Raw genomic sequence first — 17,253 nt, forward strand, 5'->3', positions numbered from 1 at the left:
GTTCAGGGCTGGATCGCCACCTTCAGCACCCCGCCGCGCTGATGCGAGAACAGATCGTAAGCTTCGACGATCTGGTCCAGCTTGTAATGGTGGGTCACCAAGGGAGAGAGGTCCAAGCGCTCGCTCTCCAGCACATTCATCAGCCTGCGCATTCTCTCCTTGCCGCCCGGACATAGCGAGGACACGATGCGCTTGTCGCCCAGGCCGGCGTTGAAGGCGTCGAGCGGGATTTTCAGATCGGACGAATACACGCCCAGGCTGGACAGCGTGCCGCCGGGCTTGAGCGCGCGCAGCGCCATCTCGAAGGTTCCCTGGGTGCCCAAGGCCTCGATGGACGCGTCCACGCCGCGGCCGCCGGTCAGCTTCATGATTTCGGACAGCACATCCACCTGCCGGAAATTCAGCGTGATATCGGCCCCCAAGCGGCGCGACACCGCCAAACGCTCGTCGATGCCATCCACCGCGATGATGCACGACGCGCCGCGCAGCCGCGCCCCCGCCACCGCGCACAGGCCTATCGGCCCCTGGGCGAACACCACCACCACATCGCCTATCTTGATGTTGGCCGCTTCCGCGCCGGCAAAACCGGTGGACATGATGTCCGGACACATCAGCACCTGCTCGTCGCTGAGCCCATCCGGAATCGGCGCCAGATTGGCTTGCGCGTCCGGCACCAGCACGTACTCCGCCTGGGTGCCGTCTATGGTGTTGCCGAAGCGCCAACCGCCCATGGGCTTGTAGCCATGGCATTCGCAGCCGCCATCCTGCGAAGGGAAGCCATCCTGGCAGCCATAAGAAGTAAAACTGGGGCAGATGGCGCCGGCGATGACGCGCTGTCCCTCGCGGTAGCCCTTCACCTCGGAACCCAGCTTTTCGATCACCCCGACCGGCTCATGGCCTATGGTCAGGCCGGACGCCACTGGATATTCGCCTTTCACGATGTGCACATCGGTGCCGCAGATGGTAGTTGTGGTGATGCGCACCAAGGCGTCGCGCGGCCCCACCGCCGGAATCGGCTTCTCGGTCAGCTCTATCCTGCCTGGCGCGACGAATACCGTTGCTTTCATGCTGCTCATGGACTGCTCCTCTGTATGGCGGCGCCGGAGAGATGATCATCGCCCAGGCGGAATCCGCTCGCTATTGGAAACCCGACGGCATACTCATGAAATGCGTTGCGACTGGATTAGACAAGGCCCTGGCGCTTTAGCTCCCCCGCAGGCTGACCTAGATCAAACCCTGCGTCGCGCAAGCGACGCGCACAGCGCAAACCGCTGTGCCGATACGGTCAGCGGCCGCCGAAAACGGCTTTGACCTGCTCCAGATACTGGAAACCGCCCTGTTCGGTCGGCTCGATGAAAGAGCCCTCGCCAAACTCGTTCCAGCAGCAGATCACCAGGCTCTTGTTCGCGGATAAACCGGGGTGGGCGTCCAGCCAGTCTTTGGCTGCCTGCAAATGCTGTTTGAACTGCGCCGGCGCGCTTTCGGACAAATCATGCTGCGCATCGCCCTTGGTGCCGCCCCAGGGGCGCTTGTCCCATCCAGACGTGGTCGGCACGATCAGCGGCAGATTGGAGTAGTTGGCAAATCCTTGCCATTGCGCGCGGTAGCCTTGATCCAGTTCCGCATAGCTATGCGAGGCATGCGTATCGCCAGGGCCTTGCTGATAGTTGTAGGTGGAGAAGGCGCTGTACCCGGCAGCCTTGGCGCCGCCGGACAAGAAAGGCGCGGAAGCGCCGCTGCCGGCGACGAAGTTGATGCTGGCGCCGCCCTTCTCCATCGCCAGCGTTTGCGCGCGCGCCAACAGCGACTTGGCGGTCTGGCCGAAGGTCTTGGCCTGGCTCTCCAGCATATCGGCGGAAAACACGAACACCACCGGATGGCCATCCATTTTCAGGAATTCGGCCCGGGGGAAATAATGATCCCGCCAATAGCGGATCATGCCGTCCCAATCAGTCAAACTGGTCGGGAAATTGCCGTGATTGGCCCACAGCAAAGAGAATTTGACCTCCGCCCGTTCCGGCGCCCGCAGATAGGCTTGCAGCGCATGGTCCAGATAAACGGTATCGTTGGGCGGCCCCATATACCAGTCGAACACCACATAGTTGATGCCGTAGCTCGACATCCAGCCCAACTGCTTGCTCATCACCGCGTCATCGCCTTCGTGGTACCAGCCCAACAGCGGCTTGCGGGCCGGATAAGGCTTGATCGGCTCCCATGGGTGCATGGAGGGCGAACCCGGCGTGTTGTCTCGCCAGCCGGGGAAATAGTAGACGCCCACTTGGTATGGCGCCGCCATCGCGGCGGCGACCAAACCGGCCAAAGCCCCCGCCATCAAGACTTTTTTCATCCCCCTGCAGATACGACTGCTCATGCTCGCCCCCAGTTGTAAGGTCGGCCTGCGGCATTCCATTCGCCACTTGACGACAATTTTGACAATCCATTTACATAACCGCCCCTCACGATAAAGCCGCAAGGTTTTGACATGCAACAGCTTCATTAAAAGTGGGGCGATATTGACGCAACATCTGGTTTACAAGATTTCGTTCACGATAAAATATCTCCACATAAAATAATTGGATGACATCCATGAACAAGTCAATGCTCTACGCGCTCGCCGCCATCGCCATGTGGGCCTCGGTCGCCACCCTAAGCGCCCTCACCCACGACTTGCCGCCCTTCTTCGTCGCCGGCGTGGGCCTATGCCTGGGCAGTCTATTGACCGTTCACCGGATTCAAGAATGGAAGGTGCCGATCAAGGTGTTCGCCAACGGCGTGTACGGCATCTTCGGCTTCTACTTTTTCCTGTTCAACGCCTATCGCCTTGCCCCGGTGATGGAGGCCACCGTGCTCAGCTATGTCTGGCCGCTGCTGATGGTGCTGCTGTCGCCGCTGGCGCTGCGCGGCACCCGCCTGGGCCTTAACCATATTGTCGGCAGCCTGATAGGATTTGCCGGCGCGGCCTTGATCGTCACCGGCGGCAAGCTGTCGCTGTCCATGGATGCCCTGCCGGGCTACCTGATGGCCTTGGGCGCCGCCGTGGTGTGGGCCAGCTATAGTTTGTTCACGCGCCGCTTGCCGGGCTGCGGCGACAACGCCGTGGGGGGCTTCTGCCTGACCTCCGGCCTATTGGCGCTGGGCTTGCACTTCGCCACCGAACCCGCCGCCCACCCCAGCCTGGCGCAATGGGGCATGATGCTGGTGATGGGCCTGCTGCCCATGGGCGCGGCCTTCTTGTGCTGGAACCGCGCCATGCAACTGGGCGATCCGCGCCAGATCGGCGCCTTGGGCAATACCACGCCGCTGCTGTCCACGCTGATGCTGGTGCTGTCCGGCCAGGCCGCCCTGCACGGCAGCGCCGTGCTGGCCATCGCCATGATCGTCGGCGGCGCCGCTCTGGGCACGCTGCCCATGGAATGGTTCCGCCTGAGACTGCCGCTGCGCGCCTGAGCCTGCGCCTATCCGCCGGCGCGGCGGCTTGCGCCTCGCGCCTTGAGGAGTATCATTCCGTCTTGTCTTCACACAAAACCAATTAAGGGGCAGACATGGCAAAACACTGGGGCAAGGTGCTGACCGCGATGGTCACGCCTTTCGACGCCGAGGGCCGGCTCAATCTGGATATGGCGTGCCGGCTGGCGCGTCATCTGGCTGACAATGGCAGCGATGGCCTGGTGCTGGCCGCCACCACCGGCGAGGCGCCCACGCTGAGCGACGCCGAGCGCTTCGACCTGATCCGCGCCGTCAGCGAAGCCGTAACCATCCCGGTACTGGCCGGCACCGGCAGCAACGACACCCGCCATGCGCTGGAAATGACCGCCAAGGCGGAAGCCGCCGGCGCGGCCGGCGTGTTTCTGGTCGGCCCGTATTACAACCGTCCGCCGCAAGCCGGCATCGAAGCGCATTTTCGCGCGCTGGCCGCCGCCACCCGTTTGCCGGTGATGCTGTACGACGTGCCGGGCCGCACCGGCCGCCGCATCTGCCACGATGTGCTGCTGAGGCTGTTCCGCGAGGTGGACAATCTCGTCGCCTTCAAGGACGCCACCGGCGATCCCGCCGCGGCGGCCCGTCTGGTGGCCGAAGCCGGCGAGCATTTCGAGCTTTACTCCGGCGACGACGCGCTGACCCTGCCCCTGCTGGCCGTAGGCGCTGTCGGCGTGGTGGGCACCTCCACCCACTGGACCGGACCTCTGTTTGCGACCATGATCGCCGCTTTCGAACAGGGCGACATTTACCTGGCCCGCGCCATCAATGCCGCGTTGCAGCCCTCCTTCGCCTTCTCCAATACCGACGCGTCGGTGTACTCGATGTCGGTGAAAGCCATGCTGCGCAGCCAGGGCCTGCCGGTAGGCGAATGCCGCTTGCCGCTGCCGCCCGCGCCGCCGGAAGTCGAACCCGCCGCCCGCGAAGTCTGGCGCCAGCTGCAGGCTTGGCGGCAGCAGAATCTTCGCTGACCATTCATGCAAAACAGCCCCTGGACAAATCGCCAGGGGCTGTTTTTCATTGGCTTGGCCCTTGGACCCGGATCACCCGCGGTCCGGCCTCACGCGGCGCGATCAATAATTGACGCCCAGATAGATATAACCCGTCAGTTGCCCGCCCTTGGCGTTGCCCACGCCGACGAACAAGGGTCCCAGAATGGTGTCCGCGCCCAGGAACACCGAGCCCGCCGGAATCCACTTCCGCGCCTGCTGGCCGGTGAAGGTTTCGCCCCAGATGCGGCCCGCCTCCATCGACACGCCGGCATAAATGCCGGAGCCGAGTATCGGCGGCAATGAGGACGCGCGCCAGTACACCATCAAGCGGGCCAGCGCCACCTGGCTGGCCAGCAGCTCGCCGTTCTGATAACCGGTCAGATTGAGGAAGCCGCCCAGGCTTTGCGGCACGAAGGCCTCGGAACGGATATCCACGCTGCCCCGCGTCTTCGCCGTGAAGCGCGCGGTGAAGTCGCCATAGGTGTGCGCCAGCTCGCCGGTCAGATCGTAGAACTTCTGGTTGACCTCGCTGCCCAGGCTAGGCAAACCGGCCCCGATTTTGCCGTTGAAGTAATAGCCGGATCTCGGCCAACGCGGATTGTCGAACTGATCCACCACCAGGCTGCTTTGCACGCCGACATCGCGGAAGCGGGAAATATCCAGCGCATCGCCCTGCTGGCCCTGGGCCAAGGTAAAGCGATTGTCCTGCCGGTACAGGCCCAGGCGCCATTCTCCATATTTGCCCAAGGCCAAGCCGGTATTGAGCTGATAGTTCTCGACATTGTTCTTGAAGGTGTCCATCACCGTATGGTCGTCGTTATAGAAACGGAACGGCGTTTGCGCGAAACCGACCGAAGCGGCGACGAAAACCGGGCTGTCGCGCCATAGCGGTTGGTACAACTCGCTGCGCAGCTCCTTCTCGAAACCGACCGCCATATCATTGCGCCACGACGCGCCGGCATCATTCAGCGAAGTCCATTCATGCGAAGCGCGCAGGGTGAAATTGCTGTCGCCCGGGGTGTCGCTGTTCAGGTTCAAGCCGAAATGCAGATAGTTCTGACCGATGGCGCGCTCCATCGGCGTCACCGTCATCACATTGCGGCCCTCGATATTGTCAACCTGATAGGACAGCTTGTCGTATTCGCCGTTGGCGAAAATTTCCGCCAGACGCTCGCGCGCCGTGCCGACCGGCACCGTCGCGCCCGGAAAGTTCAGCGACTCTTTGAGCGAAGACAGCTTGGTGTAGACCCCATCCTTGCCCGCCACCTTGACCTCATCCAATACCGGGTAGCGCGGGTGCTGCAAGGATTGCTTCCAGGCCTCGTACTGCGCTGGCGACACCGAATAGCGCGATAGCTGATCCGCCAGCTTCACCGCGGCCTCCTCGCCGCGCTTCATGATGTCTTTGTGATCGCTGAAGGAAGCGGCGGTAAAGCCCGTCAAGTCCGGCTTGATCAAGATATCCTGCGCGTCCAACAACTTCATCTGCTGCTGCACATTGCGCATCACCGCCAGATTGGTGCTTTGCGACACCACATCGAACAGTGTCTGAATTTCATCCGTCTTGAGCAAGGGCGTGCCGACATCCACCACGATCACATGCTTGGCGCAGCGACCTTTGACATCCTGCACCGGCACATTGCGGGCGATGGCGCCGTCCACCAGCAGATGGCCGTCATCCTCCACCAGATCGAACACCCCCGGCACCGCCATGCTGGCGCGCAAAGCCCTCGCCAGCGACCCCTTGCCGAACACCACGGCATCGCCGGTCGTCAGATCGGCCGCCACCGCGCGGAACGGGATGGGCAGCGTGTCGAAATCATCGACATTGCGGTCGCGGGTCAGCTTGTGGATATACAGCTCAATCCCCTGCGAATTGATGGCGCTGCGCGGCACCCGCAAACTGCCGTCCTTCAGGCCGAAGCGGACATCCAGATAGTTTTCGTAATCATTGCGCTTGCGGTCATAGGGGATTTCCGAACGCGCGGGCCGTCCGGCCAGCATCTGATCCCAATCGGCGGCATCGAACTCACGCTCAATCTCATCCAGCGGCAAGCCGTTGGCATAAATACCACCGATCAAGGCGCCGGCGCTGGTGCCCGCGATGCAGGAGACCGGAATGCGCAAACGCTCCAACTCTTTGAGAACGCCCAAATGCGCGAAGCCCCGCGCGCCGCCGCCTCCCAACACCACGCCCACGCCTTCCGGCGTATCTGAAGCGGCAGCCTCCTGCGAGGCCAATAAACTGGCAAACAAGGCCAAAACCAGCGCACTGCGCCGGAATAAGAAACGACTGCTAATAAACATGTCGGATAATTTTTCGATTACGGTTTCACCATCATCAACGCGTGACGTAAGATATAGTGACATATAAACGAGAACATACTTCAACAAAGCTCGAATAAATGTTCGATTTCAAGTCACTTGTCAGCTCTCTTCTCAGCAAGAACACGCCAGCCTCTGGCGTGGCGCAATCGGCGACCCTGCTGGTGCGCGATCTTCCGCAAGCGGAGTACTTTACCGCCTTGGTGGAAATCATCAAGGCCGTTTCCCGGATCAATGCCGATACCGAGATGTCGCTCAAGGAGCGCGTCAAAACGCTGCTTTATGTCGACGACAAAGCCGCGCGCATCCATCAACAACTTTGCCAGGACTACTTGCACTCCAAAGGCGGCAGCAAAGGCTATTTGCCGACCATCCTTGCTTATTGGCACGAATTGTCCAATGCCTACCAAATCTGTTTGAGATTGTACAAAAACGGCTCCAGCCAGATTGCCGACAATGAACAGCAGCTGATTGTCGTGCGCGGCCTGCATCACCAGATGCGATTGATCGCCTGGAACGCGCTGCGTTATCTCAAACCGGAAGGCACCGCCTGGCAACAAGGCTTCCGATATTTCACTTACGCGGAAGATGCCGGATTTTCCCGCCAGCCCGTGCTGCTTTATCCAGACTCTCGCAATGAAATCAGTTGCGAGCAATTGCTGGTTCAGGCCGGCATGTTGTTTCTGGCGCAGACGGAAAACATGCTGCACAAGGAAATCATCGCGGTCGATCAACTGCTTATGCTGCTCAGCCAGAATATCCCGCTGGACAAGCAGCCTCCAACCGAAACGCCGATCTTCGTATACAACCTGTCCCAGCCGGATCCGCCGCAGCCCATGCTGCGCGGCATGGCCGGCAAATGGCATCGTTACTGGTCCGCCTACGAAATCACCAGCCGGCTTGCCGATCTGATGTTCGATCTCGACAACCGCATACCCTCGCAGCTCGCCGCGCTGGGCTGCGAGCTGGAAAGAGAGGAATGGGCGGAGCTGTGCGAGAAGCTCGCCATCCGCTGGTCCAACGACGGCGGCAAATCGCTGCGGAAATCCGAACGCTCCCTGCACGCCTCCAGCGCGCAGGTGTCCATCGGCTTCGACCGGGTCGCGTTTCAGGTCAAAGTTCAGGATGTCAGCTCGCTGGAAAGCGATCGCGTGGACGAATGGCGGATCAACGACATCAGCAGCACGGGCATGGGCCTGACCTTCATCGGCAAAACCATAGAACAACTGGCCATCGGCCGGCTCATCCTGGTCAAAACCGAGAACCACCCCTTGCTGCTCGGCATTATCCGCCGCATTCTGCGACAAAACAACGGCACCAAGGTCGGCATTGAGATTTTAGGGCAAACGCCGGTTGGCGTGTCCTTGCTGGACCCCGCCATGCCCGATGCGCCGCCCTTCACCGCCATCTACATCACACAGCCGAACTCCCGCAAAGGACAGCGCTGGTTCCTGATGCCGAAAAACCTGAGCGGCCCCGCCAAGGAGTTGATCCTCACCGCGCAAGGCAAGTCCTACCAGATCAAGCTGAAGGATCCCCAGCAAGATTTCGAAGACTGCAGCCACAGCAACTTCGACACGCTGTCAAAAATGGACTGACGCCCTCGCCGCTTCGGCCTCCTCCAGCCCTAAGCCCGCCCTGCGCGGGCTTTTTTCATCGCACGCCCAGCCTCTAGATACTCCATTTCTTTATTCCAAATAGGTATTGCGCAATTTTACGCCATAAAATACCTTTGTCATGTAGCTCTCGCTACATAGACAAATAATAAAGGATGATCCATGAAGAAAACTTCCGTGAATGGCGCGGCCCTTGCGGCCGCGGCTGCGCTATCCGCCAGCGCGGCAGCCGGCCCCGCCTACCCTCTGCAAGCCGGCGATCCCTTGGTCAAACAACAATGGCACCTGCAGAACACCGGCCAGGATGCGTTCTCCAAACGCGGCGGCATAGCCGGCTATGATCTGAATCTGGCTTTCACCCATTTGCGCGGCATCCGCGGCGTCGGCACAACGATCGCCGTGATCGACGGGGGCGTCGAGATCCGCCACCCAGACCTTGCCGCCAACGTGGTCCCCGGTTCCAAAAACTTCGACAATGGCAGCGGCGACCCCACTCCGGATAAGCCAGAAGACAATCACGGCACCGCCGTGGCCGGCATCGCCGCCGCAGTAGGCTGGAATGGAATCGGCGGCCGCGGCGTAGCGCCGTCCGCCAGCCTGCAGGGCTTCAACTGGATCCATACGCAAACGCTGGATGACTGGCTGCTCTCCCACGGCAAGAAGCCAGGCGGCAGACCGCTGGAAGCCTTTACCGACGCACGAGTGTTCAATCAGAGCTACGGCGTATCCGCGCCTTATTCGCTATCTGGCAACCCCGACACCGACATCCGGCTCAAAGTCCATGAGGAAACCTACGAAGACGTCAGCCGCAACAGCCACTGGGGCCGCGGCGCCGTCTTTGTCAAATCCGCCGGCAACAACTACAAATCCTTCAAAATAAAGAGCGGTTATATATACGGTTATCGCGGCAACAATGGACTGCCGCTGCAAGATGCCAACATCGACCCGGAGAACAGCAATTACTGGAATGTGGTGGTAGCTGCGATCAATGCCGACGGAGTCCGCTCCTCATATTCTTCCGCCGGCTCGAATGTGCTGCTATCCGCTCCTGGAGGCGAATACGGCACAGACACCCCAGCCATCGTCACCACGGACCTGAGCGGCTGCAACCGCGGCTGGAACATCAGCGGCGATACGGAAAACCGACTGCACGGGGGCAACGCGCAAGATCCCAATTGCGATTACACCGGCGTGATGAACGGCACGTCCTCCGCCGCCCCTGCCGCCTCCGGGGCGTTCGCTCTGGTAATGTCGGCCAACCCGGCCCTGAGCGCCCGCGACGTGCGCCATATCCTGCTGACTACCGCTCGGCAGATTGATGCCGCCAATCCTGGCGTAACGCTTGAGTTCAAGGATCCGGCTGGCGTCGCTCACCGCTATCAAGCCATTCCCGGCTGGCAAAAGAACGCCGCAGGCCTGGCATTCCACTCTTTCTATGGCTTCGGCCTGATCGATGTGGACAAGGCCGTTGAAAAAGCGTTGTTTTACAACAAGCCGCTACCTCCACTGCAAAAAACTCGCTGGGAAACCATTTCCGTTCAAGCCGCCATTCCTGATGCGGACGAAAAAGGCGTGGAAAGCACATACGTCCAGCAGGACAATTTGACGGTGGAAGCAGTCCAAGTCCTGGTAGATGCGGAGCACGGACGCGCCAGCGATCTCGCAGTGGAGTTGATCTCGCCCTCCGGCACCCGTTCCATACTGCTGGCGCCTCGCACAGGGCTGGTAAAAGAGGAATACGGCTTGGATCAGCAGCGCTTGCTGTCCAATCAGTTCTATGGAGAAGCTGCGAAAGGCCAATGGCGATTGCGCGTATTGGACACCAATAGCGGCGACTATCAGTACTACTCCGTTTCCGACAATAAAGCCACGCTCATCACGCTGCCCAATGCGACCGGCAAACTGAAGTCTTGGTCCATTCGCTTTTTCGGCCATAGGAGCTAAACATGAAAAACCTGCTTATCTTGATTCCCATCTTGTTCACTCTCTCAGCTGCCGCGCAGACCAATGATCCACTGCTGGCCACCAACCCCAGCGGGCAAGCCATCGCCATCAATGGCAAGGTGTACTACAAGCAGGCCACGCTTCGCGCCAAACGTTCGGCCGCAGAAGCCATAGCGCCGGCATTGAAACGAGGCGATATCGTACAGGGCGCGAGTCAGATACTGCCGGCTACCGTCAGCGGCGCCGTGCTGGTGCAATTGGCCTCGCCGCAAGACGAAGCCGCCATCGCCCGCGACTATGGCTTGACGGCACGCCAACGCACTGCCAGCGTGGTGGTATTCGACAGCGAGCCGCAGACCGACCTGCTGGCGCTGCAACAAAAGCTATTTTCCGATAAAAGAGTAAAAAAGGCGCAACTGGAATTGGCCAGCAAAGACAAGCAACTCGAATAATTTCCCCGCCAGTAAAAAACGCCACGGACAAGTCCGTGGCGTTTTTGTGTCCTGCTGCCCAAGCGATGGGCGCTTCAGGCTTACAGCACTTCGATGATGCCGGCGGCGCCCATGCCGGTGCCGATGCACATCGTCACCATGCCATGGCCCTTCAGGCCGGCATCGCGCATGCCGTGCACCAGGGTGGCGGTGCGGATGGCGCCGGTGGCGCCCAGCGGGTGGCCCAGCGCGATGGCGCCGCCGTGCGGGTTCACCTTGGACATGTCCAGCTCCAGATCGCGCGCCACGGCCAGCGCCTGGGCGGCGAAGGCTTCGTTCAGCTCGATCCACTTCAGGTCGTCCTGCTTCAGGCCGGCCTGGGCCAGCGCGGCCGGGATGGCTTCCTTGGGACCGATGCCCATGATTTCCGGCGGCACGCCCTTGACCGAGAAGGTCACGTAGCGGGCCAGCGGCACCAGGTTGAATTCCTTCAGCACGCGCTCGGACACCAGGATCACCGCGCCGGCGCCGTCGGACATCTGCGAGGAGTTGCCGGCGGTGACCGAGCCCTTGGCGTCGAACACGGTCTTCAGCTTGGCCAGGCCTTCCAGCGTGGTTTCGCGGCGCGGGCCTTCGTCGGTGTCCAGCACGCGCTTCTTCACCACCACTTCGCCGGTTTCCAGATTAGGCGTGCGATAGGTCACTTCCAGCGGGGTGATTTCGTTCTTGAACTTGCCGCCGTCGATGGCCGCCAGCGCGCGGCGGTGCGATTCCACCGCGAACGCATCCTGGTCTTCGCGCGACACGCCCCACTGCTGCGCCACTTTTTCAGCGGTCAGGCCCATGCCGTAGGCGATGCCGTAGTTCTCGTCCTTGGCGAAGATTTCCGGGTTCAGCGACACCTTGTTGCCCATCATCGGCACCAGCGACATCGATTCCGCGCCGGCAGCGATCACCACGTCGGCTTCGCCCAGACGGATGCGGTCGGCCGCCATCTGCACGGCGTTGATGCCGGACGAGCAGTAGCGGTTGATGGTGATGCCGCCCACGGTATTGGGCAGGCCAGCCAGCAGCACGCCGATGCGCGCCATGTTCAGGCCTTGCTCCGCTTCCGGGAAGGCGCAACCGACCACGCAGTCGGAAATCAGTTTCGGATCCAGATTCGGCACCTGCGCCAACGCGCCGGTGATCACATGCGCCAGCATGTCGTCCGGGCGCACGTGGCGCATCATGCCGCGCGGCGCCTTGCCCACCGGGGTGCGGGTGACGGCGACGATGTAAGCTTCTTGTACTTGTTTGCTCATTTTCGATTCTCCTGTCGGCCGCCTGATCGCTTCTACCGCGATCAAGCGGCCTTTCATCTGGCTATTGGCCGTACTTGCGGGAGGATTCGTCGCGAGCGGGCCGAGGTCGAAGCGAGAAGCGCAGCCGTACATGCGGTACGGCGAGCATCGCAGCATTCGAGATCGGCGCGCGCAGCAGAATCATCTCCAAGTACTTAGTTGCGCAGCGGCTTGCCGGTGGTCAGCATATTGGCGATGCGGTCCTGGGTCTTGGAGTTCTTCAGCAGGGTCATGAATGCCTTGCGCTCCAGGTCCAGAATCCATTGCTCGTTGACCAGGGTGCCGGCTTCGACGTCGCCGCCGGTCATCACGTCGGCGATCTGCGAGGCGATGAAGAAGTCGTGCTGGCTGATGAAATTGCCTTCCAGCATGTTCACCAGTTGGCCCTTGATCGACGCGGCGCCGGAGCGGCCAGCCACCGGGAAGCCCTTCACCTTCAGCGGCGGACGGTAGCCGGATTCGGCCAGCGCCAGCGCCTGCTGCTTGGCGATGTAGAGCAGTTCGTAAGCATTGAACACCACGGAATCGCCCTTCTTGAAGAAGCCCAGCTCCTGCGCTTCCACGCCGCTGGTGGCGACCTTGGCGGTGGCGATGTTCATGAAGTAGTCCTTCAGCGCGGCCAGCAGGTCGCCCTTGGACTCTTGCGAAGCGCGCAGCGCGAACTCCTTGCAGCCGCCGCCGCCCGGCAGCAGGCCGACGCCCACTTCCACCAGGCCAACATAAGACTCCAACGCGGCCACGGTCTTGTCGCAGTGCATGGCGAACTCGCAGCCGCCGCCGAACACATAGCCCTGGGTCGCGGCGATGGTCGGGATCTGGCTATAGCGCAGACGCAGCGCGGTGGACTGGAAGCGGCCGATCATGGAATCGATCGCGCCCCAGTCGCCCATCATGAAGGCCGGCATCATGGACTGCAGGTCCGCGCCCACGGAGAACGGCTCTTCGGTTTGCCAGATCACCAGGCCCTTGAAGCGGTCTTCGGCGATGTCGATGGCGGTGTTCAGACCGTCCAGCACGGCCGGGCCGATGGCGTGAGCCTTGGACTTGAACGACACCACCAGCACATCATCGCCGGTGGTGAAGGCGCGCACGCCCTCGTTCTCGAACACGGTTTCGCCCAGTTGCTCGGACTTCTCGCCCAGTACCTTGGCCGGCGCCAGCTGGCGCTTGTACACATCCAGAGCGGAGCGGCCAACCAGTTTTTTGTCGGCGGCGTTGTAGGAACCGTCGGCGAAATGCACGCCGGCGCGGTCGCCTTCGAGCACCCAGGCCGGCAGCTCGGCCTTGGCCAGGGTCTTGCCGGCGGCGATGTCTTCCTGCAGCCACTTGGCCACTTGCTGCCAGCCGGCGGCTTGCCAGGTTTCGAACGGACCGGTGGACCAGCCGAAGCCCCAGCGGATGGCGAAGTCAACGTCGCGGGCGCAGTTGGCGATGTCTGCCAGATGGAAGGAGATGTAATGGAACACGTCGCGGAAACACGCCCACAGGAACTGCGCCTGCGGGTGCTGGCTCTCGCGCAGCTTCTGGAATTTTTCGGCCGGATTGGCGATCTTCAGGATGTCCTTGACCGCGTCGTCGCCCTTCTCGCCGGAGCCCACATACTCGCCCTTGGCCGGGTCCAGCACCAGCATGCGCTTGCCGTCTTTCTTATAGATGCCGGCCTTGGTCTTGGAACCCAGCGCGCCGGCCGAGATCAGGCCCTGCATCCAGTCCGGAGTGGCGAACAGGCTGTGCCACGGATCTTGCGGCAGCGTGTCCTGCATGGTCTTCACCACGTGGGCGAAGGTGTCCAGGCCCACCACGTCGGCGGTGCGGAAAGTGGCGGACTTGGGACGGCCCAGGCGCGGGCCGGTCAGGTCGTCCACCACATCAAAGCGAATGCCGTACTTGGCGGCATTGGCGATGGTGGCCAGCATGGAGAACACGCCGATGCGGTTGGCCACGAAGTTCGGGGTGTCCTTGGCGCGGACCACGCCCTTGCCCAGGGTAGACACCAGGAAGCGTTCCAGGTTGTCCAGGATGTGGGCGTCGGAAGTCACGCAGGGGATGATTTCAACCAGGTGCATATAGCGCGGCGGGTTGAAGAAGTGCACGCCGCAGAAACGCGGGCGCACCGAATCCGGGCAGCCTTCTGCCAGCTTGTTGATGGACAGGCCGGAAGTATTGGTGGCGAAGATGGTGTGCTCGCCCAGATGCGGAGCCACCTTGTGGTACAGGTCCACCTTCCAGTCCATGCGCTCGGCGATGGCTTCGATCACCAGGTCGCAATCCTTCAGCAGGTGCAGGTGGTCGTCATAGTTGGCGGGCTGGATGTGGGCAACCACGTCGCTGCCGGCCAGCGGCGAGGGCTTCAGCTTCTTCAGGCCGTCGATGGCCTTCAGCGCGATGCCGTTCTTGTCGCCTTCCTTGGCCGGCAGGTCAAACAGAATGGTCGGAACTTTGGCGTTCACCAGGTGAGCGGCGATCTGCGCGCCCATCACGCCAGCGCCGAGCACGGCGACCTTGCGTACATTGAATTTGGTTTGAGACATGGTTTCCTCGTTTTGTTGAAACACACATGAGACAGGCCCCTCTCAACCTGTCCTGCTTGCTTCCAAGGACGGGCGTTGAATCGTCCTTGCCCAGTTTCGCGCCGGCTGGGGCGGGCGCGGCGCCGGGGTACTGCTTGATAGTCAGGCCGGCGGTTTCGACTATTGTTCCCGCCGGCCTTCCTCTGCCGCAAGTTTGGCCTGCTGGCGGAGGACAATCATCAAGTGCAGATAAAATATCAAACACTCGCTTTTATGTTGGATTAGTCTAACCCATTTTGGGCAAAATCAAAGCAGGTTTTGTAAAAAAAAGCATGCGGCGCTGGCGCTGCCGCAACAACCAATTGGATACCGGCCAAAACAAAACAGGGCAGGCGCTTGGCGCCTGCCCTGTTCATCGCTTCAAGCCGGCATCCCGCCGCTTAGAAACGGTAGTTGTACTGCAAGCCGATCAGTTGCAAATAGGTCTTGTAGGTACCCTTCGTGGTTTCGCCGTTGCCGGTGCATAGCGCTCCGTTTGCCATCGTGCCCGACGGATTGCAGCTATCCGTGTAATTGACGTTGGCGTTCTTGAAATCAATGAAGCTATAGGCCAGATCAATGGAGCTTTGCTTGTTGATCTTGTAATTGGCGCCGAAGGACAGCCAGATGCGGTCGCTATCCGGAATGGCCGGATGGCGCTGATCGTCCGACTGTACCGGCGACTGCTCCCAAGCCACGCCGCTGCGCAGCATCCAGCTGTCGTTCAACTGGTAGTTGCCGCCAAACGATACGCGCCAGGTGTCCTTCCAGTTCTGATGCAGCACCAGGTCGCCCTGGGCCGGAGAGCTGAATTGCTTGATATCAAGCTGCTGCAGACGAGAGTTTCGAACCCAGGTCACATCGCCCATCAGCGCCACAGTCGGGTTCAGTTGATGGAAGAAGTTGGCGGAAGCAGTTTCAGGCGTTGTCACATCAACCGATGCAGATGCATCTGGCCGCTGGAGTTTGGCTATCGCACCAGGCCCTGAACTAGGAGACACGCCAGCCAAAGCATAAATCGACGCAGGCACATTTCCTGTCACGCCATTGAAAGTCCAAGTGGAGTTACCGCTCAAGGACTGCTTGACGCTGGAGCGGTAGGCCAAGCCAAATCGGGTATTGTCATTCAACTGGAACATATAACCGATATTCCAGCCGAATCCCCAATCATCACCCTCCACCTTTGCCACACCATCGCCATTAATACCAGCCGCAGCTACCGCTTGAGCGGCTTGAGCGGCGCTCCCCGTTGCCTTGTAGATAGAACTGAAGAGCAGCGCATTCAAACCACTCGTGGCATCCGTCATTTTCTCCAACGATGCCTTCATGTATTGAGCAGACACACCGAATCCAATAGATTGCCGCTCGTCCAATTTTAATGAAATCGAGGGGTTGATATTGAAAGACTGCAGATCGATGCTTTTCAGTGAATAACGACCAGCCCAGGTCGAGCCGTAATCCAGCTTGGCTCCATAGGGAACGAACAACCCGATGCCAGCAGTGAACTTGTCATTTATTTTGTGAGACAGGTAAAAGGTCGGCGCCGCTACTACGGAAGGAGCAAAGCCATCACCATTGCCGCCACCAGTCTGACGAGCAGGAAGGCCATACTTAGCAAAGTAGTTGCTGTTCGTCGAGCCGCTGTCTGTGTATTCCGAATGCGGCACCACCAGCGTGGTGCCGATCACCAGTTGCGTGCCATCCAGCCGGGACAAGCCGGCCGGGTTGGTGAAGATGGTGGAAGGATCGGCGGCTTCCGCGCCGTTGGCATGGGCGGTGCCCTGGCCGGACACGCTTTGCGAACCGAACTGATAACCCGAGGCAGCAGCCTGTGTAGAGGCCAGGCCGAACGCGGTGCCCATGATCATCACGGACAGGCTAAGATGCTTGAGCTTCATGCTTCCCTCTCTAGTATTTCCTGAGTAGATATTTTTCATCATTACATGACCCAATCATGTCGTGAGTCATGACCGATGCTACCAGAGAATTAGAGCAATCCAACCAATCGATCGAGCTTTTGTTCCAAACGTTCGTTTTAATGCAACATTTCCACAACAATTGAACAGAACGGCAACAATCCGGATCAGGACTCGCCCAGCAAACGGGATTTGCCATCGTGATCGATGGCGACGTACGTGGCGATCACATCGGTGATCCGGACATGGGAACCATCCATCCGTTCGGCCTCAACCGAAATCTTCAAGGTGATGGACTTCTGGCCGATGCGCAGCCTTTCCACGTACAAGTCCACCACATCGCCAAGCAGAATCGGCGCGGCGAACTGAAAGGCGTTGACCGCCACCGTGGTGACCGGCCCGCGCGATAAACGCTCCGCATCCAGGCTGCCAGCCATATCGATCTGGCTCAGCAGCCAGCCTGCCTGCACCTTGCCGTAAGCATTGGTGCAGCTTGGCAGCGCCCGCACCCGCAAAGCCGGCACGCGGTTCTCATGTTGTTCCATCACCCTCTCCCGCCTGTTCCAGGCTTGTTTCCCGCCATTCAAAATGGCCGCGTCCCGGCGGCCATTTTGAATGGCGCCGAACGCGTATGGCATTCGGCGCATGGTAACACGTCGC

General features: G+C 60.6%; 12 protein-coding genes. 5 read left to right on the forward strand and 7 right to left on the reverse strand.

The features are described 5' to 3' along the window. Positions 1–2 precede the first annotated feature (2 nt). Both NKT35_RS21125 and NKT35_RS21130 read right to left on the reverse strand, forming a co-directional pair. Positions 3–1,076: an NAD(P)-dependent alcohol dehydrogenase gene (locus tag NKT35_RS21125; RefSeq protein WP_254296977.1), complete on the reverse strand. Its 1,074-nt coding sequence runs from the start codon at positions 1,074–1,076 to the stop codon at positions 3–5. Between the two features lie 209 nt (positions 1,077–1,285). After that, positions 1,286–2,371 (reverse strand): glycoside hydrolase family 99-like domain-containing protein, encoded by a 1,086-nt coding sequence (locus tag NKT35_RS21130; RefSeq protein ID WP_254296979.1) that lies wholly within the window; start codon positions 2,369–2,371, stop codon positions 1,286–1,288. 215 nt (positions 2,372–2,586) lie between these two features. Here NKT35_RS21130 and NKT35_RS21135 point away from each other — a divergent pair, with 215 nt between their 5' ends. Both NKT35_RS21135 and dapA read left to right on the forward strand, forming a co-directional pair. Further along, complete coding sequence (locus tag NKT35_RS21135; protein WP_254296981.1) at positions 2,587–3,447, forward strand: DMT family transporter; 861 nt, start codon at positions 2,587–2,589, stop codon at positions 3,445–3,447. A 95-nt stretch (positions 3,448–3,542) separates the two neighbouring features. Next, positions 3,543–4,448: a 4-hydroxy-tetrahydrodipicolinate synthase gene (gene dapA, locus NKT35_RS21140; protein ID WP_254296983.1), complete on the forward strand. Its 906-nt coding sequence runs from the start codon at positions 3,543–3,545 to the stop codon at positions 4,446–4,448. Between the two features lie 102 nt (positions 4,449–4,550). Here the strand turns inward: dapA and NKT35_RS21145 are convergent, their stop codons facing one another. Then, complete coding sequence (locus NKT35_RS21145; RefSeq protein WP_254296985.1) at positions 4,551–6,725, reverse strand: patatin-like phospholipase family protein; 2,175 nt, start codon at positions 6,723–6,725, stop codon at positions 4,551–4,553. Between the two features lie 149 nt (positions 6,726–6,874). Here NKT35_RS21145 and NKT35_RS21150 point away from each other — a divergent pair, with 149 nt between their 5' ends. From NKT35_RS21150 to NKT35_RS21160, 3 genes are all read left to right on the forward strand, one after another. After that, the gene (locus NKT35_RS21150) at positions 6,875–8,392 is read left to right on the forward strand and encodes a cyclic-di-GMP receptor FimW-related protein (RefSeq protein ID WP_254296987.1); all 1,518 of its coding nucleotides are present in this window, start codon (positions 6,875–6,877) and stop codon (positions 8,390–8,392) included. Between the two features lie 180 nt (positions 8,393–8,572). Beyond that, the gene (locus tag NKT35_RS21155; protein WP_254296990.1) at positions 8,573–10,354 is read left to right on the forward strand and encodes a S8 family serine peptidase; all 1,782 of its coding nucleotides are present in this window, start codon (positions 8,573–8,575) and stop codon (positions 10,352–10,354) included. Between the two features lie 2 nt (positions 10,355–10,356). Continuing rightward, entirely contained in the window at positions 10,357–10,806 is a 450-nt protein-coding gene (locus NKT35_RS21160) for a serine protease external chaperone (protein ID WP_254296993.1), read from the forward strand. 80 nt (positions 10,807–10,886) lie between these two features. On the opposite strand, the gene NKT35_RS21165 is transcribed toward NKT35_RS21160, so the two are convergent. The 4 genes from NKT35_RS21165 to NKT35_RS21180 all read right to left on the reverse strand — a co-directional run bounded on the left by NKT35_RS21165 (position 10,887) and on the right by NKT35_RS21180 (position 17,138). After that, a complete protein-coding gene (locus NKT35_RS21165; RefSeq protein ID WP_254296997.1) occupies positions 10,887–12,089 on the reverse strand; it encodes an acetyl-CoA C-acyltransferase in 1,203 nt (400 codons plus the stop codon). 194 nt (positions 12,090–12,283) lie between these two features. After that, entirely contained in the window at positions 12,284–14,659 is a 2,376-nt protein-coding gene (locus NKT35_RS21170; protein ID WP_254297000.1) for a 3-hydroxyacyl-CoA dehydrogenase/enoyl-CoA hydratase family protein, read from the reverse strand. A gap of 419 nt (positions 14,660–15,078) precedes the next feature. Further along, entirely contained in the window at positions 15,079–16,575 is a 1,497-nt protein-coding gene (locus NKT35_RS21175; protein WP_254297003.1) for an OmpP1/FadL family transporter, read from the reverse strand. A 185-nt stretch (positions 16,576–16,760) separates the two neighbouring features. Then, entirely contained in the window at positions 16,761–17,138 is a 378-nt protein-coding gene (locus tag NKT35_RS21180; protein ID WP_254297005.1) for an acyl-CoA thioesterase, read from the reverse strand. Between the last annotated feature and the right edge of the window lie 115 nt (positions 17,139–17,253).

It is taken from the genome of Chromobacterium sp. IIBBL 290-4, from assembly GCF_024207115.1.
Classification (GTDB): domain Bacteria; phylum Pseudomonadota; class Gammaproteobacteria; order Burkholderiales; family Chromobacteriaceae; genus Chromobacterium.